General features: G+C 60.8%; 17 protein-coding genes. All 17 read right to left on the bottom strand.

Features of this window, described 5'->3' with window-relative positions:
• Positions 1-9: 9 nt before the first annotated feature.
• The gene (locus SLW74_RS10185; protein WP_410928778.1) at positions 10-1,416 is read right to left on the bottom strand and encodes a sigma-54-dependent transcriptional regulator; all 1,407 of its coding nucleotides are present in this window, start codon (positions 1,414-1,416) and stop codon (positions 10-12) included.
• Entirely contained in the window at positions 1,413-2,678 is a 1,266-nt protein-coding gene (locus SLW74_RS10180) for a sensor histidine kinase (protein WP_244160314.1), read from the bottom strand. Before SLW74_RS10180 ends, SLW74_RS10185 begins: the two co-directional genes overlap by 4 nt.
• A gap of 139 nt (positions 2,679-2,817) precedes the next feature.
• A complete protein-coding gene (locus SLW74_RS10175; RefSeq protein WP_065987287.1) occupies positions 2,818-4,293 on the bottom strand; it encodes a sigma-54 dependent transcriptional regulator in 1,476 nt (491 codons plus the stop codon).
• Between the two features lie 171 nt (positions 4,294-4,464).
• Positions 4,465-4,761 (bottom strand): flagellar protein FliT, encoded by a 297-nt coding sequence (gene fliT, locus SLW74_RS10170; protein ID WP_065987286.1) that lies wholly within the window; start codon positions 4,759-4,761, stop codon positions 4,465-4,467.
• A gap of 11 nt (positions 4,762-4,772) precedes the next feature.
• Positions 4,773-5,168, bottom strand: coding sequence for a flagellar export chaperone FliS (gene fliS / locus SLW74_RS10165; protein WP_065987285.1), 396 nt, complete (start codon positions 5,166-5,168; stop codon positions 4,773-4,775).
• 120 nt (positions 5,169-5,288) lie between these two features.
• On the bottom strand, positions 5,289-6,719 hold the full coding sequence (gene fliD / locus SLW74_RS10160) for a flagellar filament capping protein FliD (RefSeq protein ID WP_410928777.1): 1,431 nt from the start codon (positions 6,717-6,719) through the stop codon (positions 5,289-5,291).
• Positions 6,720-6,796: 77 nt separating this feature from the next.
• Positions 6,797-7,186, bottom strand: coding sequence for a flagellar protein FlaG (locus SLW74_RS10155; protein ID WP_410928776.1), 390 nt, complete (start codon positions 7,184-7,186; stop codon positions 6,797-6,799).
• A gap of 73 nt (positions 7,187-7,259) precedes the next feature.
• Entirely contained in the window at positions 7,260-8,111 is an 852-nt protein-coding gene (locus SLW74_RS10150; protein WP_065987282.1) for a flagellin domain-containing protein, read from the bottom strand.
• A 298-nt stretch (positions 8,112-8,409) separates the two neighbouring features.
• The gene (locus SLW74_RS10145; RefSeq protein WP_410928821.1) at positions 8,410-9,420 is read right to left on the bottom strand and encodes a flagellin; all 1,011 of its coding nucleotides are present in this window, start codon (positions 9,418-9,420) and stop codon (positions 8,410-8,412) included.
• A gap of 287 nt (positions 9,421-9,707) precedes the next feature.
• Positions 9,708-9,956: a hypothetical protein gene (locus tag SLW74_RS10140; protein WP_410928775.1), complete on the bottom strand. Its 249-nt coding sequence runs from the start codon at positions 9,954-9,956 to the stop codon at positions 9,708-9,710.
• Positions 9,953-11,248 carry a motility associated factor glycosyltransferase family protein gene (locus tag SLW74_RS10135; protein ID WP_410928774.1) on the bottom strand — a complete coding sequence of 432 codons (1,296 nt, stop codon included), beginning with the start codon at positions 11,246-11,248 and terminating at the stop codon, positions 9,953-9,955. Before SLW74_RS10135 ends, SLW74_RS10140 begins: the two co-directional genes overlap by 4 nt.
• Positions 11,249-11,349: 101 nt before the next feature.
• Positions 11,350-12,282, bottom strand: coding sequence for a ketoacyl-ACP synthase III (locus SLW74_RS10130; protein WP_192130025.1), 933 nt, complete (start codon positions 12,280-12,282; stop codon positions 11,350-11,352).
• A 532-nt stretch (positions 12,283-12,814) separates the two neighbouring features.
• On the bottom strand, positions 12,815-13,867 hold the full coding sequence (gene pseI / locus SLW74_RS10125; protein WP_410928773.1) for a pseudaminic acid synthase: 1,053 nt from the start codon (positions 13,865-13,867) through the stop codon (positions 12,815-12,817).
• A 70-nt stretch (positions 13,868-13,937) separates the two neighbouring features.
• A complete protein-coding gene (gene pseG, locus SLW74_RS10120) occupies positions 13,938-15,044 on the bottom strand; it encodes a UDP-2,4-diacetamido-2,4,6-trideoxy-beta-L-altropyranose hydrolase (RefSeq protein ID WP_410928772.1) in 1,107 nt (368 codons plus the stop codon).
• Positions 15,041-15,739: a pseudaminic acid cytidylyltransferase gene (gene pseF, locus SLW74_RS10115; RefSeq protein ID WP_410928771.1), complete on the bottom strand. Its 699-nt coding sequence runs from the start codon at positions 15,737-15,739 to the stop codon at positions 15,041-15,043. Before pseF ends, pseG begins: the two co-directional genes overlap by 4 nt.
• Positions 15,740-15,769: 30 nt before the next feature.
• Positions 15,770-16,948 carry a UDP-4-amino-4,6-dideoxy-N-acetyl-beta-L-altrosamine transaminase gene (gene pseC, locus SLW74_RS10110; protein WP_410928770.1) on the bottom strand — a complete coding sequence of 393 codons (1,179 nt, stop codon included), beginning with the start codon at positions 16,946-16,948 and terminating at the stop codon, positions 15,770-15,772.
• Entirely contained in the window at positions 16,945-17,946 is a 1,002-nt protein-coding gene (gene pseB / locus SLW74_RS10105) for a UDP-N-acetylglucosamine 4,6-dehydratase (inverting) (protein WP_192130021.1), read from the bottom strand. The genes pseC and pseB overlap by 4 nt, the downstream gene beginning before the upstream one ends.
• Between the last annotated feature and the right edge of the window lie 24 nt (positions 17,947-17,970).

Genomic DNA, 17,970 nt, shown 5'->3' with positions numbered 1-17,970 from the left:
CGCGCCTGCTCAGGATGCAAACAGAAACCCTTCGACATCCATCCCCGCATCACGCATCTGCGCCAGCTTGTAGCGCAACGTACGCGGGCTGATACCGAGGCGTTCGGCGGCCTCTTTGCGACGGCCGCGCTCGGCACGAAGGGTGTCGATGATCATCTGGAACTCACGGCGACGCAGGTCTTCACCCAGGGCGCCCGCCCCTTCCCCGCTGCTCGCCTCGGGCGACGCTTCCATGGCGCCAGTCGCAACTGGCACCACCTGAGGCGTCGGCGCGGCGGCGAAGGTTACCGGGCCGGCCAGGCAGAAATCCTCAGCCTGAATGACACCGCCCTGCTGCAGGATCAGCGCCCGCTGCACGGCGTTATCCAGCTCGCGAACATTGCCAGGCCACGCATAGCTGATCAGACACGCCTGCGCCTCGGCCGACAGCCGCACCGGGGCATGCTTCATTTTATTGACGTGTTTGGCCAACAGACGCTCGGCCAGCGGCAGAATGTCGGCGGGACGCTGGCGCAAGGATTGCCACGCGAGCGGGAACACCGAGAGACGGTAAAACAGGTCTTCCCTGAAGCGCCCAGCGGCCACTTCGCCCGCCAGATCGCGGTTGGTGGTCGCCAGCACGCGGATGTCCAATTCGATGGGCTTGCGCGCACCAACCCGCTCCACTTCCCGCTCCTGCAACACACGCAACAGCTTGGCCTGCAAGCCCATGGGCATTTCGGAAATCTCGTCGAGCAGAATGGTGCCACCTTCGGCCTGCTCGAACTTGCCGGCCTGGGACGCAATGGCACCGGTAAACGAACCCTTCTCGTGGCCGAACAGCGTGGCCTCGAGCATGTTGTCCGGAATCGCCGCGCAGTTGATCGCGATGAAAGGCTTGCCGGCGCGGGGCGATTGCTCATGAATGAAACGCGCCAGCACTTCTTTACCGGTGCCGGACTCGCCTGAAATCAACACCGTCGAATCACTCTTCGCCACGCGGCTGGCGAGGCTGAGCAACTGCACGCTGGCAGGCTCGACCGCAATCGGACCCTCGCCATCGGCCGGGCCGAGGCGGCCCAGTGCATGGCGAGCCACCAACGCCAGCAACGCCTTGGGCTCGAAGGGCTTGACCATGTAATCAGCCGCGCCCTGACGCATCGCCTCCACGGCGCGGTCCACCGTGCCATGGGCCGTCATCAACAGCACCGGCAACTGGGGGTAGCGGCTGCGCAACTGGCCGAGCAATTGGTGGCCGTCCATGCCGGGCATATTGACGTCACTGACCACCAGGCTGAACGGCGAATCGGCAGCGGCAACCAACGCCTCTTCCGCCGACCCGACCGCCTGATAGCCATGCCCGGCCAGCGCCAGGGTTTCGCCCAGCGCTTCACGCAGAGAAGGGTCGTCCTCGACCAGCAGCACCTTGATGCTCATGAGCGCTCACCTGAAGCAATCGTCAACGGACCGGCCTCACTGCCAGTGGACGGCTCATTCCCAGCCCCCGGAACCAGCGGCAGCGACACGATGGCGCAGGTGCCACGACCCGGACGCGAGCGGAATTCGACACGGCCCTGATGCGCCCGCGCCACCGCAGTGACAACGGCCAGCCCCAGGCCGGTGCCGGTGGTTTTGGTGGTGAAGAAGGGCTCGCCGATGCGAGCCAGGGCCGCCGGCTCGATGCCGCTGCCACTGTCGCTGATACACAGACGCAGCGTATTGCCGCGGTTGTACGCATGAATCTTGATGCGCCGACGCCCGTCACGCTGGCCGGCACTGGCCTGGACGGCATTTTCAATAAGGTTGAGCAGCGCGCCGACCAGCGTGTCGCGGTTGCACAGCAATTCCCCCGCCGGGCTGTCGCACTGCCAGCGCACGGCCACGTCACGGACATGGGTCTGGGCGGCGGATTCTAGGGCAGCGACCAGCGCAGTCGGCGTCACCCGATCGGTGAGCGGCAGTTCGCCACGGGCAAACACCAGCATGTCGCGGACCTGATGCTCGAGCTCGTGCAGGCGCTCCTTGAGCCGGCCGGCGAAGCGCTGTTGGGTCTCGACGTTCAACGCCTGTTCGGCCAGATGGCTGGCGTAAATCATGGCGGCGGACAGCGGCGTGCGGATCTGATGGGCCAGTGATGCGACCATGCGCCCCAGGGACGACAAGCGCTCATGACGCGCCAGCTGACTTTGCAGATGGCGGGTTTCGGTCAGGTCATTAAGCAGCACCAGCTGGCCCGGCTCGGCGTCCAGGGAACGGGTGGCAATGGACAGCCGGCGCCCGTCCTTCAGGGAGATTTCGTGGCCGTCGTCTTCGCGCGGGGCAAAGCAGCGGGCGATGACGTGGCGCCAGAGCATGCCGATCAACGGTTCGCCCAGCAGATCCAGCGCGGCAGGATTGGCCTCACGGACCCTGCCGGTGCCGTCGATCACGATGACACCGCCGGGCAGCAGGTCGAGCAGGTTTTGAAGGCGATTCGCCAGACGCTCTTTCTCAGCAAGCTCCTCCATGCGCTGGGCACTGACCACGGCCAGCTCGCCCTTGAGCTCGGTGACCCGTGCTTCCAGCAGGCCGTAGGAATCGGTGAGCTGAGTCGACATCTGGCTGAACAGCGCGAAGGCCTGTTCAAGCCCTTGCCTGCTCGCCACTTCCGGGGACTGCTGCACTAACGAACCAATGGATGAACCGGGTTCGGAAGACATCTGAGCGGCCTGGGGCATAGTTGATCTCTCGGGTAGCGAACCGTCAGTAAACGGTATGTTCCCAGAGACATAGCAATCCTCGTGCCGAAAAAAAACCGCTGAGAAATCAGCGGTTTATTTTTGACGCGTCAAACGACAGTCAGTCGTCGACCTGCTCGTCGCCTTCGCGACGGCTCATGCCGTACTTGCGCATTTTCTCCACCAGCGTGGTGCGGCGTATACGCAGACGTTCGGCGGCGCGTGCCACGATCCCGTTGGCATCGTCCAGCGCCTGCTGGATCAAGCCCTGCTCCAGACCGCCGAGGTAGTCCTTCAAGTCCAGACCTTCAGGCGGCAGCAAGGCGCTGCTGGCGAAGTTCGGCGTATGGCCGTTGATGGCCACGCGCTCTTCCAGATCGCTGCGCAGGCTGTCGACCAGTTGCTCGTCTTCGTCGTCGACGTAGCGGAATTTTTTCGGCAGCTCCGAGACACCGATGACACCGTACGGGTGCATGATCGCCATGCGTTCGACGAGGTTGGCAAGCTCACGAACGTTGCCGGGCCAGCCGTGACGACACAGGGACATGATGGCGGCGGAGTTGAAGCGAATCGAACCGCGCTTCTCGTGTTCCATGCGCGAGATCAGCTCGTTCATCAGCAGCGGAATGTCTTCCACACGCTCACGCAGCGGCGCCATTTCGATCGGGAACACGTTGAGGCGGTAGTAGAGATCCTCGCGGAAACTGCCGATCACTATCATGTCTTCAAGATTTTTGTGCGTCGCGGCAATGATGCGCACATCAACGCTCTGGGTCTTGTTGCTGCCCACGCGCTCGAAGGTGCGCTCCTGCAGGACGCGCAGCAGCTTGACCTGCATCGGCAGCGGCATGTCGCCGATTTCATCGAGAAACAGCGTGCCGCCGTTGGCCAGTTCGAAGCGCCCTGCCCGGCTGGTGATGGCGCCGGTGAAAGCACCCTTCTCGTGGCCGAACAGTTCGCTTTCGAGCAACTCGGCCGGAATCGCGCCACAGTTGACGGGCACGAACGGCGCATCGCGGCGCTTGGAATGGTAATGCAGGTTACGGGCGACGACTTCCTTGCCGGTCCCGGACTCACCGAGGATCAGCACGCTGGCGTCGGTGTCGGCAACCTGCTGCATCATCTGGCGGACGTGCTGAATGGCACGGCTGGTGCCGACGAGGCTGCGGAAAAGATTGGGTTCGCGCTGACGCCCACGTTCACGGGCCTGGTCGTACATCTCGCGATAGACCTGGGCACGGTGCAGGGAATCCAGCAGTTTGCTGTAGCTGGGCGGCATCTCGACGGTGGAGAGGACCCGGCGACGCAGATCGTCCGCCAGTTCGGACGAGGAGTTCTCGCCCATCAGCAGGACCGGGAGAAACTCGTCCCACGCGGCCACGGTTTTGAGCAGGCCTTGAAGGCTGCCCGGGGCGTTCACGCTGCCGACCAGCACGCACAGCACTTCTCGGGTAGAGGTCAGTGAACCCACGACTTGCTGCCAGTCTGTGCTGGAGCAGGACAGGTTCTCATCACCCAGAAAATTCAGAATCACCGCCATGTCACGGCGGCGCTGGCTATCGTCATCGATCAGCAGGATTTTGATTTCACGCCACATGCAATAGCAACTTCCCTAGTCAACTCGATGCCCGATCACGGGCAAGCTTTGGCTTTTGTTTCGTCCGTTGAGACGTGTCAATCACCAGAAATTAGTGAACTTCACTAGTTAAGTCAAAAATCCGTACACAGTCAATTTTATGGCGTACATATTTTGGCTACCGACCAAGTGTCAACCGAACAGATGGTAAACCTTTGCCGCGCTTTTCGCTCGCTGGATCTGGGACATTTCGTCGACGATCGCCTGACGTTCGCCCACAGCGACGTCGATAAGCTTGCGATAGACGCCTAGCAGCTCTTCCAGATTTGTTCGCAACTCAGGCTCATCGTTGCTCGCCTGACTGATGACCTCATCGACGCAGGCCCGGCAGGCCATATCGAGCTGGCCGATTGCCTCCCAGTCACGCTGCTCGAGGGCATCGACCAAGGCTTCACGGGTTTCTTCGATTCGCTTGAGTGCAACGCTCATGGGGTTCTCCTTCAGAGCACGGGTTGCTGGTTGCCGATCCCGTCCCAGCCTTCCTTGACCGTGGTCAGCAGGCCGCTGACTTCATCGAGGATCTTCGGATCGGATTTGATGTTCGCTTCTGCCAGACGCTTCATCAGGTAGACGTAGAGGTTGTCGACGTGGGCCAGGGCTTCAGCCTGCTTTTCCATGTCCAGGCCTTCACGCAGGCCACCGACGATCTCAATCGCCTTGCCAATCAACAGCCCTTTGGCGGGGATGTCCTTGCGCTCGATGGCGCCCTTGGCCTGGGCGATACGGTCCAGGCCGGCTTCCATCAGCATCTGCACCAGACGGTGTGGCGTGGCCACGGCGGTCTGGGCTTGTGAGTTGACCTTCTGATACTGCCGAAGGGCTGCCATACGGTTCATTGTCTTACCTCGCGCAACGAAGTTTCTATAGTGAGGGTATCGACACGGCCCGGAAAAACTTTAAGGCCAGATGCCAAAAACCCGGCACTGGGAGCCGGGTCTTGATCAAGTCGTCAACGGTCAGCCACTTTGCTGGGCATTGAGCGAGTCGAAGAACGAGGTAATGCTTGTCGCGGAGGCTTTCAACTGCCCCACCAGCAAGTCCATCGCGTTGTATTTGGCAGTGAGCGTGGCGGTCAGCGTGGTCACACGCAGGTCGAGGGCTGACTGTTGGGCCGTCAGATCGGTCTGCTGCTTGTTGAGGCTGGTGGTGCGCGTGTCGAAAATACCGCCGGTCTGGGTGTAAGGCGTGATGGCAGCCTTCATCCGCGAGAGCAAGCCGTTGGTGCTGTCCGTGCCGCTGAAGAGTTGCTGCACGTCGCCCGCCAGGCCCTGATTCATCGCGGCGGTGAACTTGGTGGCATCCAGGCTGAGCGTACCGTCGGACTGACCGGTGGTGATGCCCAACTGAGAGAGCACGGAAAGACCGCCTGGCGCACCGGTTGTCACCAACTGGTCACGGATCGCCGAGAGGATCGAGCGCGGCATCGCATCGCCGGTCAATGCCGCAGCCGTCACAGTTGCGCCGGTGGTTTTGTCCGGGGTGTCGCTGACCGTCGCTTTGGTGACGCTGGACACGGCTTTGACGACGTTGTTGTAGGCATCCACGAAGGTTTGCAGCGAGGCCTTGAGGCCATCGTTGTTCGACGACACCGTCACAGTCGAAGTACCCGTTCCCCCCACCAGTGTCATGGACACGCCGCCGAGGCTCTTGTCGATGGTGTTGCTGGCACTGGTGATGCTCAGGCCGTTGACCGTCAGGCTAGCGTCGACAGCTTGCTTATCGATGTAGCCGGCGCTGGTGGTGCTTTTCGGGTCAAGCGCAGCGCCGGCGACAATGTTGAATTCGCTGGACGTCGTGCTGGAGGCCGTGATGTCCGTGCCCTTGCCCGTCACCGTGGAGCTGAATACCAGGCGTGAGCCGTTGTCATCGGTGATGATGTTGGCGCTTATGTTCGACGTCGCGGATTGCGCATTGATCTGCTTGGCGACCGACGCCAGCGTAGCGCCGGACGGAATGGTGATCTTGGTGTCAATGCCATTTTGAGTGAGGGTCAAATCGCCACTCGGAATAGCACTGGTGGACCCGCCTGAGAACGAAGCGCTCGCGACACTGGAGCTTGTGGCGAGGTTGCCTACTTTGATGGTGTAAGTACCGGGCACGGCCGAGTTGTCGGACGTAACGGTGAGCATGCTGGCGTCAGACGCTTTTGCCGCATAGCCGGCGAATGCAGGCGTATCGGTTTTGCCGAGGTTGGTCAGCGCGGTCTGGAATGCATTCATCGCACTCTGCAGCGTGCCGATGCCGGAAATCTTGGTGGTAACCAGCTTGGTCTGGGTGGTGATCTGGGTCTGCTTCGCCAGCTTGTCTGAGCTGACCAAGGCATCGACGATTTTGCTGATTTCCAGGCCCGAGCCGAGGCCGGTGGAGGGGGTGATTGGACTAGCCATGTGAGTCTCCTTTCAGTTGTAGTCGGCATTTTGACGAGCACGCCACACCGAAGTGCAGTGTTCACGTTTCATGCCATTTAAACTTTCGCTTCGAACAACAGGCTGTTTGCGTTCTTCAGACTGTCGGCGAGTTTCAACGCCTCAGCAGACGGCAGTTGCCGCACCACTTCTCCGGTTTCCGTGGCGATCACTTTCACTACCACTTTGCCCGACTTGTCGTCGATGGAAAATTCCAGGTTGCGATGAACCGACTGAAAAAACTTTTCCATTTGCTTGACGGCCGCTTGCAACTCTTCGGTTTTCTTTTCCGGATCTGAGTCTTTACTTGTCGATGTGCCTGACGGCGATGAATCGGCCGGAGCAGGAACGACTTGAGGCGCCACGGCTGGCTTGTCAGCAACCACAGGCACCGCGGGCAACGACTGGATCACTGGATAAGACACATTCATCCTGTTGCTTATGTCCATGTCCACTCACCTCTTGAAAGTAAAAAGCGGGAGAGCACGCAAGCATACTCCCCCGCCAAAACTCTAGCCGTTATTACTGAAGCAGTTTCAGAACAGCGGATGGCAGCTGGTTAGCCTGGGCCAGAACAGAGGTGGAAGCTTGTTGCAGAGTCTGTTGTTTGGTCAGGTTAGCGGTTTCAGCGGCGAAGTCGGTGTCTTGAATACGGCCCAGTGCAGCAGTGGCGTTTTCGTTAACGTTTTGCAGGTTGGAGATGGTGCTGGTCAGACGGTTTTGCGAAGCACCGAGGCTCGAACGGGTGCTGTTGATCGTTGCCAGAGCCGCGTCGATTGCCGAGATAGCGGCGTCAACGTTGGTGTGAGCAGTGGTGTTGTCGCCGCCGCTGATCGAGCTGCTGCCGCTGGAAACGCCCAGAGCCGAAGCAGTGAAGCTGCCAGTCAGAACCAGGTCGATGTGGTTAGAAGTACCGGTGTTCGAGCCAACTTGCAGAGTTACGGTGCTCGCCGAGCCGTCCAGCAGGTTCTTGCCGTTCAGGTTGGTGGACTGAGCGATACGGGTCAGTTCGTCGGACATCTGGCCGTATTCAGCGTTCAGCGAAGTACGGTCAGCAGTGCCGTTGGTGTCGTTTCGGGACTGAACAGCCAGTTCACGCATACGCTGCAGGATGTTGGTCGATTCTTGCAGAGCGCCTTCAGCGGTCTGAGCGATCGAGATACCGTCGTTGGCGTTCTTGATGGCAACAGTCTGGCCGCGGATTTGCGAAGTTTCGCGAGTTGCGATCTGCAGGCCGGCTGCGTCGTCTTTAGCGCTGTTGATTTTCAGACCGGAAGACAGACGAGTCATCGAAGTCGACAGTGCATCGGAAGCTTTGGACAGGTTCTTCTGAACAGCCAGGGAAGCTACGTTGGTGTTTACGCCTAAAGCCATGATGAATTCCTCGTGAGTTGTTTGCTGCGGCTATCCGGCCCTGGCAAGCGCCGGGTGTGGCCTAGAGAACCTACGTAATGTTTATCGTCGCGGTTGCCAGGAGCTTGAGGGCTTTTTCAAATTTATTTGCCACCAGAGCGCCACCCCCGCAGTTTGTTGTCCGGGGATACACAGCGTTTCGGCGCAACCCCTGGAAGCTTTAACCTGACCCGGCGATTTGTTAACCAGTTCTCAAAAGAAGGGCGCGCCCTGCGGCGCGCCCGGGTTTTGGTTGCTCCTATCTATAGAGGCGTGTGGGTTATTGCAGCAGCTTGAGGACGGCTGCCGGGAGTTGGTTGGCTTGGGCCAGGATGGCGGTGGAGGCTTGCTGGAGAGTCTGTTGCTTGGTGAGCTCGGCGGTTTCGGCGGCGAAATCGACGTCTTCGATTCGACCACGTGAAGCCGTCACGTTTTCCACGATATTGGAAATGTTAGAAATAGTAGATGTCAGCCGGTTTTGCTTGGCCCCAAGCTCAGCAGTGGCTGCAGAGACCGTGGCCAACGCCTTATCAATTTGAATAATCGCGTCATCGATATTTTTGGCCGTTACAGCGGACTCCAACTCAAGCTCTTCCTTGGTGGGCTGCAATGGGTTCGCTCGCGCCAGCCCTTCATAGATGCCGGTTCCATCAATTTTGGGGGTGATGTTATCTCCAACCTTTACATCCCTGTTACCCACCACCAGAGGCTTATTATTGGTGGGATCCGGGAGTGCCGCTGCAAGCACTGGAAGGTCTGCCTTTGCAGTAAACAGCGCTTTACCGGAAAAGTCTTCTGTAAGAGCGATATCAATCTGCTCATCAGGTCCAGTGTTCGCCCCTACATGGAAGGTGAGGATACCTGCACTTCCGTCAAGCAGCTTCAAGTCCTGCCCAAACTTCGTACTGCCGGCAAGACGATTGAGCTCGGCAACTTTCTCGTCAAATTCCTTATTGGATGCAGCACGATCGCTCGAGCTGTTTGTGCCATTTTTCGCCTGAACGGCTAGTTCGCGCATGCGCTGCAAGATCCCAATCGACTCTTGCAATGCACCCTCGGTTGTTTGAATTACCGAGATCGCATCATTCGCATTTCTCGCTGCGACAGTGAGCCCTCTAATCTGGGTTGTAAGCCGGGTCGCAATCTGCATGCCAGCTGCGTCATCTTTGGCACTGTTGATACGCAAACCCGAGGAAAGCCTAGTCATGGCAGTGCTTAGGGAGTCGGAAGAGCGGCCCAGATTCCGCTGAACAGACAGTGATGCAATATTGGTATTTACGGTTAAAGCCATTTTGAATTCCTCGTTGATAGAAACGGAGGGTTCTCTAACTTCGGGGAAGTCCATTTCTCCCGGAGAACCTACAGTCCAGCTATCGACGAACTGCAGAGTGGCTTTAACAACAAACAACGCACGCAGGCTGCGCCATCACGACAGTTGAAGGGTAATAAATTAGCTAAGTTATTAAATGGACTGGACATAAAAAAAAACTAAAAAAAAGGCCCATGCGGGCCGCTTGATTCAGATCAAACTGAAACTAATGTAGGAGTTTTCTTCAACTTCCCGACAACAGGAAAATGTTAGATTTCAAGAAACTCGACTTCAAGCCAATCCGCCACCCCCAACCAATCCTGCCGCTCCTGGCACGAGAGAATCGCACCCAGCACCCTCCCCCATTCAGCCTGTCTTTCCACAGAAGCCCCGTCCATCAGCGGCAGCGACCGGTCAATCAGTTCGACCATTTTCAAGGCCCCTTCAATATCGCGGCCCAGGCGAAACAGCTTCGCGCATTCGCGCGCTTCATCTACAACGTGTTCAGGCAGGGTCATGGCGCGGTCCAGTCAGGGTCGAAGTCGGCGCCGGCGATCAGCGCACCGTCGCGGCTGGTGTTGAGGAAGGTGACCTCGGGGTGGCGGGCGATGAAGCGTTCGAGTTCGATGAGGTAGCTGCGGAAATTGAGCTGCGTCTTGACCTTTTGGCCCCGCCCGTCGCGCACCCAGTGTTTGGCGATGCTCAGGGCAGGCCCCAGGTCGCCGTCCTGCCAGCCGGTGTGGGTCTTGCCGCCGGGGAAGGCGAAGTCGGCCCCGAACAGGGTGATCCGCGCGGCGCCCATTTTGACGGCGAGATCGACGGCGGGATGAATGACACTCCCGCCCACGTGCAACGTGGCTTTCGGGATTTCTTCGCGCAGCCGGGCATACAGCGGGCTGGTGGAATAACCCACGTAGCGCGGGCCTTGCCATGCCTCCAGCATTCCCGCGTCTTGGCCCGGCACATAGACCAGCGCGATGTGCGCCGAATCCTCGGTGGGGAGATGCCGGGGGGTGATGCGGTGGTCGATGCTCACCACCACGTCCGGCCTGATGCCTTGGTTGCGCAGGGGCACGTAGGCGGTGTCGACGCAGATAATCAGCTGCCGGTTGGCGCTGTTTGACGTGCTCAACAGGCGCGGCAAATGCTGTTGCAGACTCGGCCCCGTCGCGATGACGAACACGTCACACCCCGACTGCGTGGCAAACAACGCAGCGACATCGGTGTCCCGCTGCACAAGCGCCCTGCCCTGCTCCAGCAGGCGCGCGTTGTCGGGGGTGTCGGCGGCGAACGCCTGATTGTTGAAGTTGACGTGTACTTCGCTGACCAGCCGATCGCGGATCCGCGCGCTGCTGTCGTCGGCCAGCACCAGTTCGGCCGGCAGTGCGAAGAATGGCAGCTGAATCTCGCTGCAGGCGTCGGCATAGGCGAGGCTCACGCGGGGGTCGGACAGCCAGTCATCCTGTTCCAGCAGTTGCAGCACCAGGGCAAACAACGCGCCGTTGAGGATGTGGACGTGCAGCGGTTGCAGGGAAGCGTCGGCCAGCAATACCCGCTGCAGATCGCCGAGGGCGGTGCCGTAAAGATGAACGACGGGGCTGTTGGCGGGGAGGCTTTGCGCCTGGGTTTGCGCTTCGGCGAGGCGATCATGGCGGCTGGTGAGCTGAATGCCGCCAATGCTGAGGGTCGATTGTCGGCCTTCGATCAACTGCGCGGGAATGGATTCGACGTTTTCGGCCCGCAACCGCTGGGCCACGTCCGGCCAGCGCTGTTCGATCACGGCGAGGTTGTGCTGGAGAATCTCGCTCATGACGGCAATCCTTTTCCTGGGGGAAGTGCAGAAAGCAAAACGGCGACCTGAGTCATCAGCGTCGCCGTTGTGCAGGCTGGAGGCAGCCCGGTGATTCGCTGTCAGGGACGATAAAGGATCGCCGAGCCCCACGACAAGCCCACGCCGAAACCGCTGACCGCGATGCGCTTCCAGGTGGCGTTCATGACGTGTTTTTCCAGCAGCAGCGGAATGCTGGACGACACCGTGTTGCCGGTCTCGAGCATGTCCTTGACGAATTTCTCCGGCGACTTGCCGTCCTCGAACCGACGGGCGACCGCATCGACGATGGCCGCGCTGCCCTGGTGGATGCAGAACGCATCGACGTCGGAGGATTGCAGGCCGGAGTCTTCGAGCAATTCGTTGAGGTGCGAGGGCACTTTGACCAGCGCGAAGTTGAACACCTGACGCCCGTTCATGTAGAACGCGCCGTCGGTCGTCTTGAGGAACTCTGCGCCGGAGCCGTCGGTGCCAAACTTGGATTTGCCCAACTGCCACGGGGCGTCGTCGCTCATCCAAGTGGCGGTGGCGGCGTCGCCGAAGAGCATGGTGGTGTTGCGGTCTTCCGGGTCGACGATCTTCGAATACGGGTCGGCGGTGACCAGCAGGCCGTTTTTCAGGCCGGTCGCTTCCATGAAGCCTTTCAGCGCATAGATGCCGTAGACGTAGCCCGAGCAACCCAGGGAAATGTCGAACGCGGCGACGTGGGTCGGCAGGCCGAGTTTGTGTTGAACGATGGCGGCCGTGTGCGGCAGGCCTTCTTCGTCACCGTTTTGGGTGACGACGATCAGTGCGTCGATGGCGTCCCGCGAGAGACCGGGGTTGTTGGCGAACAGCTGGTTGACCGCTTCGACGCACAGGTCCGAGGTTTCCTGGGTGTCGTCTTTGCGCGGCAGAAAAGCAGAACCGATCTTGCCAAGGATGAAGTCTTCATCCTTTCCGAATTTGGCACCCTGGGCGTAATTGTCGACGCCGGCCGTGGGCACATAACTCGCTATGCTCTTGATGCCAATCATCATGGCTTCCCAATAAAAAACTGCTGAACATCACCCGGCGCGGTTAGGCGGGGCGTTGAAAATCCGGGGCTTGCGGCCTGAAAAAAAGGCAACGTACAGGTCAGGGCGACACCAGAATCGCTCTGGAATCAGCCCGAGGACGTCACGGACCGCCAACACGATACAGTGAAGATGCCCGTTATGACCCACAGGTCACCAAAAGTTTTACAAGCTTTTAGCTGACCGACGGGTGCCGCGCAACATCAGATCGCTGCTCAGACAGGTGATTGACATGAAGATGTCACGGGAATGTGGCGTGTGGTCGAGCTTCAACGCGCTGTTTAGTAGGACCGGCTTTAGCCGGGAAGAGGCCCTGATGTGCACTCTCAATTTTGCGGTGTGACGAATGCCGTCTTCCCGGCTGAAGCCGGTTCTACATTCGTGTTCACAGCCAATCTCACTGGCTACACGTTTAGTAGGTCTTCTCGGCTAAAGCCGGTCCCACATTCGTGTTCACAGCGCAATTCCCAAGTGATGCCGGTCCAGCCTTCACTTAACCCACCACATCCCAGCTCAACGCGGTCCCGCGGTTCAGTGCGTGTCGGGCTTCGCGCCCCAGCACGGCATCGATATGTTTCGGGGCCAAACCGAGGCCGGGGCGGATGGCGCGGATGTTGTCCGGGCTGAAGGCCTCGCCCTCGGCGATGTCTCGCACCACGTACAACGAGCGGCGATATTGCAGCGATTTCTGCTCGGCTTCGGTCGCGCCGTACTGCACGTGGCCCATGCCCTGCCAGGCCCGCTCGGTTTCGATGACCAGGCTGGCCATTTCCGCCGGTTCCAGGGAAAAACTGGCGTCGACCCCGCCATCAGCGCGGTCGAGGGTGAAGTGTTTTTCGATCACCGTCGCACCCATGGCCACTGCCGCCACCGACACGCCGACGCCCATGGTGTGATCCGACAACCCCACCTGGCAGCCAAATAAGCCGGCCATGTGCGGAATCGTGCGCACGTGGCTGTTGGCCGGGGTCGCCGGGTAGGTGCTGGTGCATTTCAGCAGCACCAGATCCTTGCAGCCCGCCGCCCGCGCGGCGCGCACGCTTTCATCGAGCTCGGCGATGCTGGCCATGCCGGTGGAAATGATCATCGGCTTGCCGGTGGCCGCCACTTTGCGGATCAGCGGGATGTCGGTGTTTTCAAAGCTGGCGATCTTGTAGGCCGGCACGTCGAGGCCTTCGAGAAAGTCCACGGCGGTCTCGTCGAAAGGCGTGGAAAACGCCAGCAGCCCTAATTCTTTGGCCCGGGCGAAGATCGGCGCGTGCCACTCCCAAGGCGTGTGCGCCTGTTCATACAGCGCATACAGCGAGGTCCCGGCCCACAAACTGTTGGGGTCTTTGATGAAGAACTCGCCGTCGGCGATGTCCAGGGTCATGGTGTCGGCGGTGTAGGTTTGCAGTTTGAGGGCATGGGCGCCCGCCCTGGCCGCCGCCTCGACGATGCGCAACGCCTGATCCAGCGACTGGTTATGGTTGCCGCTCATCTCGGCGATGATGAACGGCGGCGCGTCGGGGCCGATGGTTCGGGAACCGATCTTGAAAGAAGTCATCGTTGCTCACTCGCTGCTGTGACGTCGGTCGGCCCAAGGCCGGACGATAAAAATAGGAACGGGCAGCGGCTCATGCGCCCTGCCGCGTTACGACGGTAGCTGGAATGTCTGGGTTGACCAGGGCCGCCAATGCGTCAGCGATGCGCCGGGCACCACGGCCATCCACCAACCACCTCGACTGTTCGGCGAACGACCGGCGTAAAGCTGCATCACCACACAGCTGCCCGATCGCATCACGCAAACGCCCGGCCTCAAGCTGCACATGGGGCCCGAGGTACACATGCACACCGGCCTCGGCCAGCAATTGCGCATTGAGCTGCTGATTGTTCGCCACCGAAATACAGATCGTCGGCAACCCCAGCGCCGCGCGCTCCCAGGTGGTGCCGCCCCCGGCGCCGATAAACAGATCGGCCGCCTGCATCAGCGCGAAAAAATCACCGGTCAGCGTGTGCAAATGCCACTCAGGCCGAGAGGCTGCGAGATCGCTCATCGCCTCCCAGTGGGGGTTATGCAAACCGGCGACGAAATCCACCTGCAGATCATCGAAGCCTTGAAGCGCCAGCATCGTGGCGTACACCTGCCCGGCCGCATCGAAGCCACCGAAGTTGACCAGCACCCGTTCGACACGCGGCTTGATCGCGATGGGGTCGCACTGAAACTCGTCGCGCAGCAGGGCAAATCGCGGCCCCAGAAACGCCTGGCACTCACGGTCGATCCAGGGGGCGTAGGGCTGATTCAGCGCCTGCGCGCTGTAATTCTGGTCGAGCAACACTTCAACCGAATGGGGCCGGTTGGCCAAGTCGTCGATCGCCATCACTCGATCGGCGAGACCGCGCGCCGCCTTTTCCCAGCGTGCATCCAGGCCGTAATGATCAACGATCAGCCAGTCAAAGAGGGGCTCATCCTCAAGCTCTTCGGCCAGGGCAGACAGGTCCGCCTGCCAAGGCAACGCTGCTTCGATGTCCTGGTCTTCCTGCGCGCCATAGCGTGCCGGCAGGGCGTAGGCAACATAGCCCTGATCCGCCAGCCGCTGAAGCAGATGCCCCGGCAATTCGCGGCAGGCAAAGCGCACATCGGCGCCATCTGCACGCAGCGTGTTGGCGAGCGTGAGGCAGCGGGCGATGTGGCCGCTGCCTATGGTCACCGAGGCGTCGGCGCGGATCAGTACGCGCATCATTGCAGCTCCCCACCGGCCTTGAGCGCGGCGTACAGGTATTCCGCGTGCAACCAGTCTTCCGGGCTGTCGATGTCCTGCACCAGATGCCGGGGCAGAATCACCGGCAGGCTGAGCTCGGAAAACACCGTGTCGCCGCGCCGCCAGGCGTCGCTGCGGCCCCAGTAGAACTGGCCGGCGTCCTGATAGGCGACGGGCAGGTCCTGGGAGCGCACGCTGCTAAATTCCGGGTGCATCGCGCACAGGCTGCCGTCGCTGTCGATCAACAACGCACGCTGCACCGGGAAGCCAAAGCTGCACACCGAGAACGCATAGGATTTTGCCGCAGCGGCTTCGAGTACTTCCAGGCCATGACGCAGATAACGCGCCTGCAACAGCGGCGCAGTGGCGTAGATACAGCAAGCGTAATCAAAGCGCCGATCAAGTGCGCAAAGCGCGTGTTGAATCACTGCCGCCGTGCCAGTGAAAGCGTCGGCCAAGTCCGCCGGGCGCATGAACGGCACGTCAGCGCCACAATCGCGGGCAACGTCAGCGATTTCTTCGTCGTCGGTGCTGACCACGATCTGATCAAACACTCCGCTCGCCCGCGCAGCACGAATGGAATACGCGATCATCGGCTCGCCGTTGAACAGCTTGATGTTCTTGCGCGGGATGCGCTGACTGCCGCCCCGTGCGGGGATGATGGCGACGGCGCTCATGCTCGTGGGCCTGTCATGGGTTCGTCCGCATCAAGTGGCCGCCGGGCGCGTTTCGCCGAGCAAACGGTGAAGCTGTTCAACAACGTAATCCTGCTGCGCTTCGGTCAGCGCCGGGTACAGCGGCAGGCTGATGGCTTGGGCGTAATAAGCCTCGGCTTCGGGGAAATCACCGGGGTTGAAACCCAGGACGCGGTAATAGGGCTGCAGATGGACCGGGATGTAGTGCACGTTCACGCCGATGCCTGCCCCACGCAAACCTTCGAAGACTTGACGATGGCTCAGCGCAAGCAGGTCGGTCTGCAGGCGCACGACGTACAAGTGCCACGCGGAATCGGCCTCAGCCTGAAGGGTCGGCAAGGTCAGCGGCAGGTCGGCCAGCAGAGTCTGATAGCGCGCCACCAACTGCCGACGCCGGGCCAGAAAACCGTCGAGTTTGTTCAGCTGCGACAGCCCCAGTGCCGCCTGCATGTCGGTCATGCGGTAATTGAAGCCCAGCTCGACTTGCTGGTAATACCAGGGGCCGTGGCTGGGCTCGTCCATCTGCCCCGGGTCACGGGTCATGCCGTGGCTGCGCAGGCGGCGCAAATGTTCGGCCAGTTCAGGGCGATTGGTCAGCACCATGCCGCCTTCGCCGGTGGTGACGATCTTCACCGGATGAAAGCTGAACACCGTCATGTCGGCGAATTCGCCGCAGCCCACCGGGCGCCCGGCATAGTGCGCGCCCACCGCGTGGGAGGCGTCTTCGATCACCACAAAACCGTAACGCCGGGCCAGTTCGCCGATGGCGCGCATGTCGCAGCTCTGGCCGGAAAACGCCACCGCCACCAGCACCTTGGGGAGCGTGCCGTTGGATGCCGCCACTTCTAGCTTTCGCGCGAGGGCGTCGGTGTCGAGGTTCCAGGTCAGCGGGTCGATGTCGACAAAGTCCACATCGGCGCCGCAATAGCGCCCGCAGTTGGCCGAGGCCAGAAACGTATTCGGGCTGGTCCACAGCCAGTCGCCCTGCCCCAGTCCCGCCGCCAGACAGGCAATGTGCAGCGCCGCCGTGGCGTTGCACACGGCCACCGCGAAACCGGCTTCACAGCGCTCGGCCATGGCCGATTCGAAGCGCTCGAGGGTTGGGCCCTGGGTCAGCCAGTCCGATTTCAACACCTCGACAACGGCGTCGATGTCGGCCTGATCAACGCTCTGCCTGCCGTACGGAATCATGGCTGAACGTCAGCGTGCAGCTCGCCGATCTGGCGGATCGACAGGAAGTCCGGGTTGGTGTCGGAGCGGTACTCGAACTCGTCGTGAACCGCTTTGCCCTGCGCGCCGGTGGCGTCGACGGCGAAGTCGGTGTCGACGTTGTTGAAGCGAATCGACGGCACGATGGTGTAGTGGTCGTCGAATTCCAGGGTCATGCGCGCGTCGTCCTGGGGCACCATCAGCTCGTGGAGTTTTTCCCCGGGACGGATGCCGACGATCTTGTGCGGCAGGTCGGGGGCCATGGCCTGGGCCAGATCGACGATGCGCACCGACGGAATCTTCGGCACGAACACTTCGCCGCCGTGCATGCGCTCGAAGCTCTGCATGACGAAATCCACGCCGTGGTCGAGGGTGATCCAGAAGCGCGTCATGCGCGAATCGGTGATCGGCAATTCAGCCGCCCCACCCGCCAGCAGCTTGTTGAAGAACGGCACGATGGAGCCCCGGGAGCCGGCCACGTTGCCGTATCGCACCACGGAAAAACGCGTCTGCTCCTCGCCGCCGATGTTGTTGGCGGCGACGAACAGTTTGTCCGACAGCAGCTTGGTGGCGCCGTACAGATTGATCGGGCTGGCGGCCTTGTCGGTCGACAGCGCCACGACCTTCTTCACGCCGTTGGCGATCGCCGCCGAGATGATGTTTTCCGCGCCATTGACGTTGGTGCGGATGAACTCGGTCGGGTTGTATTCCGCCGCCGGCACATGCTTGAGCGCCGCCGCGTGGACCACGTAATCGATGCCGCGCATGCCCTGCTGCAAGCGATCGGCATCGCGCACGTCGCCGAGGAAATAGCGCATGCAGGGCGCGTTGAATTCCTGCTGCATTTCGTACTGCTTGAGTTCATCGCGGGAGAACACCACCACGCGCCGGGGCTGATAACGCGCCAGCAGCGTGCGGATGAACATGCGGCCGAACGAGCCGGTCGCGCCTGAGATGAACACTGATTTGCCGTTGAACATGACGTAGTCCTTTAACCCGGAGGC

The organism is Pseudomonas sp. W5-36 (assembly GCF_046540455.1).
GTDB lineage: Bacteria > Pseudomonadota > Gammaproteobacteria > Pseudomonadales > Pseudomonadaceae > Aquipseudomonas > Aquipseudomonas graminis_B.
Note: the sequence above shows the minus strand (reverse complement) of the source record. Positions and strands in the feature narration are given on the sequence as shown.

Coding starts and splice junctions, on each gene's coding strand:
- SLW74_RS10175 (WP_065987287.1), bottom strand. CDS start 4,293: ATGTGGCGTGAAATCAAAATCCTGCTGATCGATGACGATAGCCAGCGC.
- pseF (WP_410928771.1), bottom strand. CDS start 15,739: ATGAGCGCCGTCGCCATCATCCCCGCACGGGGCGGCAGTCAGCGCATC.
- pseG (WP_410928772.1), bottom strand. CDS start 15,044: ATGATGCGCGTACTGATCCGCGCCGACGCCTCGGTGACCATAGGCAGC.
- SLW74_RS10155 (WP_410928776.1), bottom strand. CDS start 7,186: ATGGACATAAGCAACAGGATGAATGTGTCTTATCCAGTGATCCAGTCG.
- SLW74_RS10180 (WP_244160314.1), bottom strand. CDS start 2,678: ATGTCTTCCGAACCCGGTTCATCCATTGGTTCGTTAGTGCAGCAGTCC.
- fliS (WP_065987285.1), bottom strand. CDS start 5,168: ATGAACCGTATGGCAGCCCTTCGGCAGTATCAGAAGGTCAACTCACAA.
- pseB (WP_192130021.1), bottom strand. CDS start 17,946: ATGTTCAACGGCAAATCAGTGTTCATCTCAGGCGCGACCGGCTCGTTC.
- SLW74_RS10140 (WP_410928775.1), bottom strand. CDS start 9,956: ATGACCCTGCCTGAACACGTTGTAGATGAAGCGCGCGAATGCGCGAAG.
- SLW74_RS10145 (WP_410928821.1), bottom strand. CDS start 9,420: ATGGCTTTAACCGTAAATACCAATATTGCATCACTGTCTGTTCAGCGG.
- SLW74_RS10135 (WP_410928774.1), bottom strand. CDS start 11,248: ATGAGCGAGATTCTCCAGCACAACCTCGCCGTGATCGAACAGCGCTGG.
- SLW74_RS10130 (WP_192130025.1), bottom strand. CDS start 12,282: ATGATTGGCATCAAGAGCATAGCGAGTTATGTGCCCACGGCCGGCGTC.
- pseI (WP_410928773.1), bottom strand. CDS start 13,867: ATGACTTCTTTCAAGATCGGTTCCCGAACCATCGGCCCCGACGCGCCG.
- SLW74_RS10185 (WP_410928778.1), bottom strand. CDS start 1,416: ATGAGCATCAAGGTGCTGCTGGTCGAGGACGACCCTTCTCTGCGTGAA.
- fliD (WP_410928777.1), bottom strand. CDS start 6,719: ATGGCTAGTCCAATCACCCCCTCCACCGGCCTCGGCTCGGGCCTGGAA.
- SLW74_RS10150 (WP_065987282.1), bottom strand. CDS start 8,111: ATGGCTTTAGGCGTAAACACCAACGTAGCTTCCCTGGCTGTTCAGAAG.
- pseC (WP_410928770.1), bottom strand. CDS start 16,948: ATGATTCCGTACGGCAGGCAGAGCGTTGATCAGGCCGACATCGACGCC.
- fliT (WP_065987286.1), bottom strand. CDS start 4,761: ATGAGCGTTGCACTCAAGCGAATCGAAGAAACCCGTGAAGCCTTGGTC.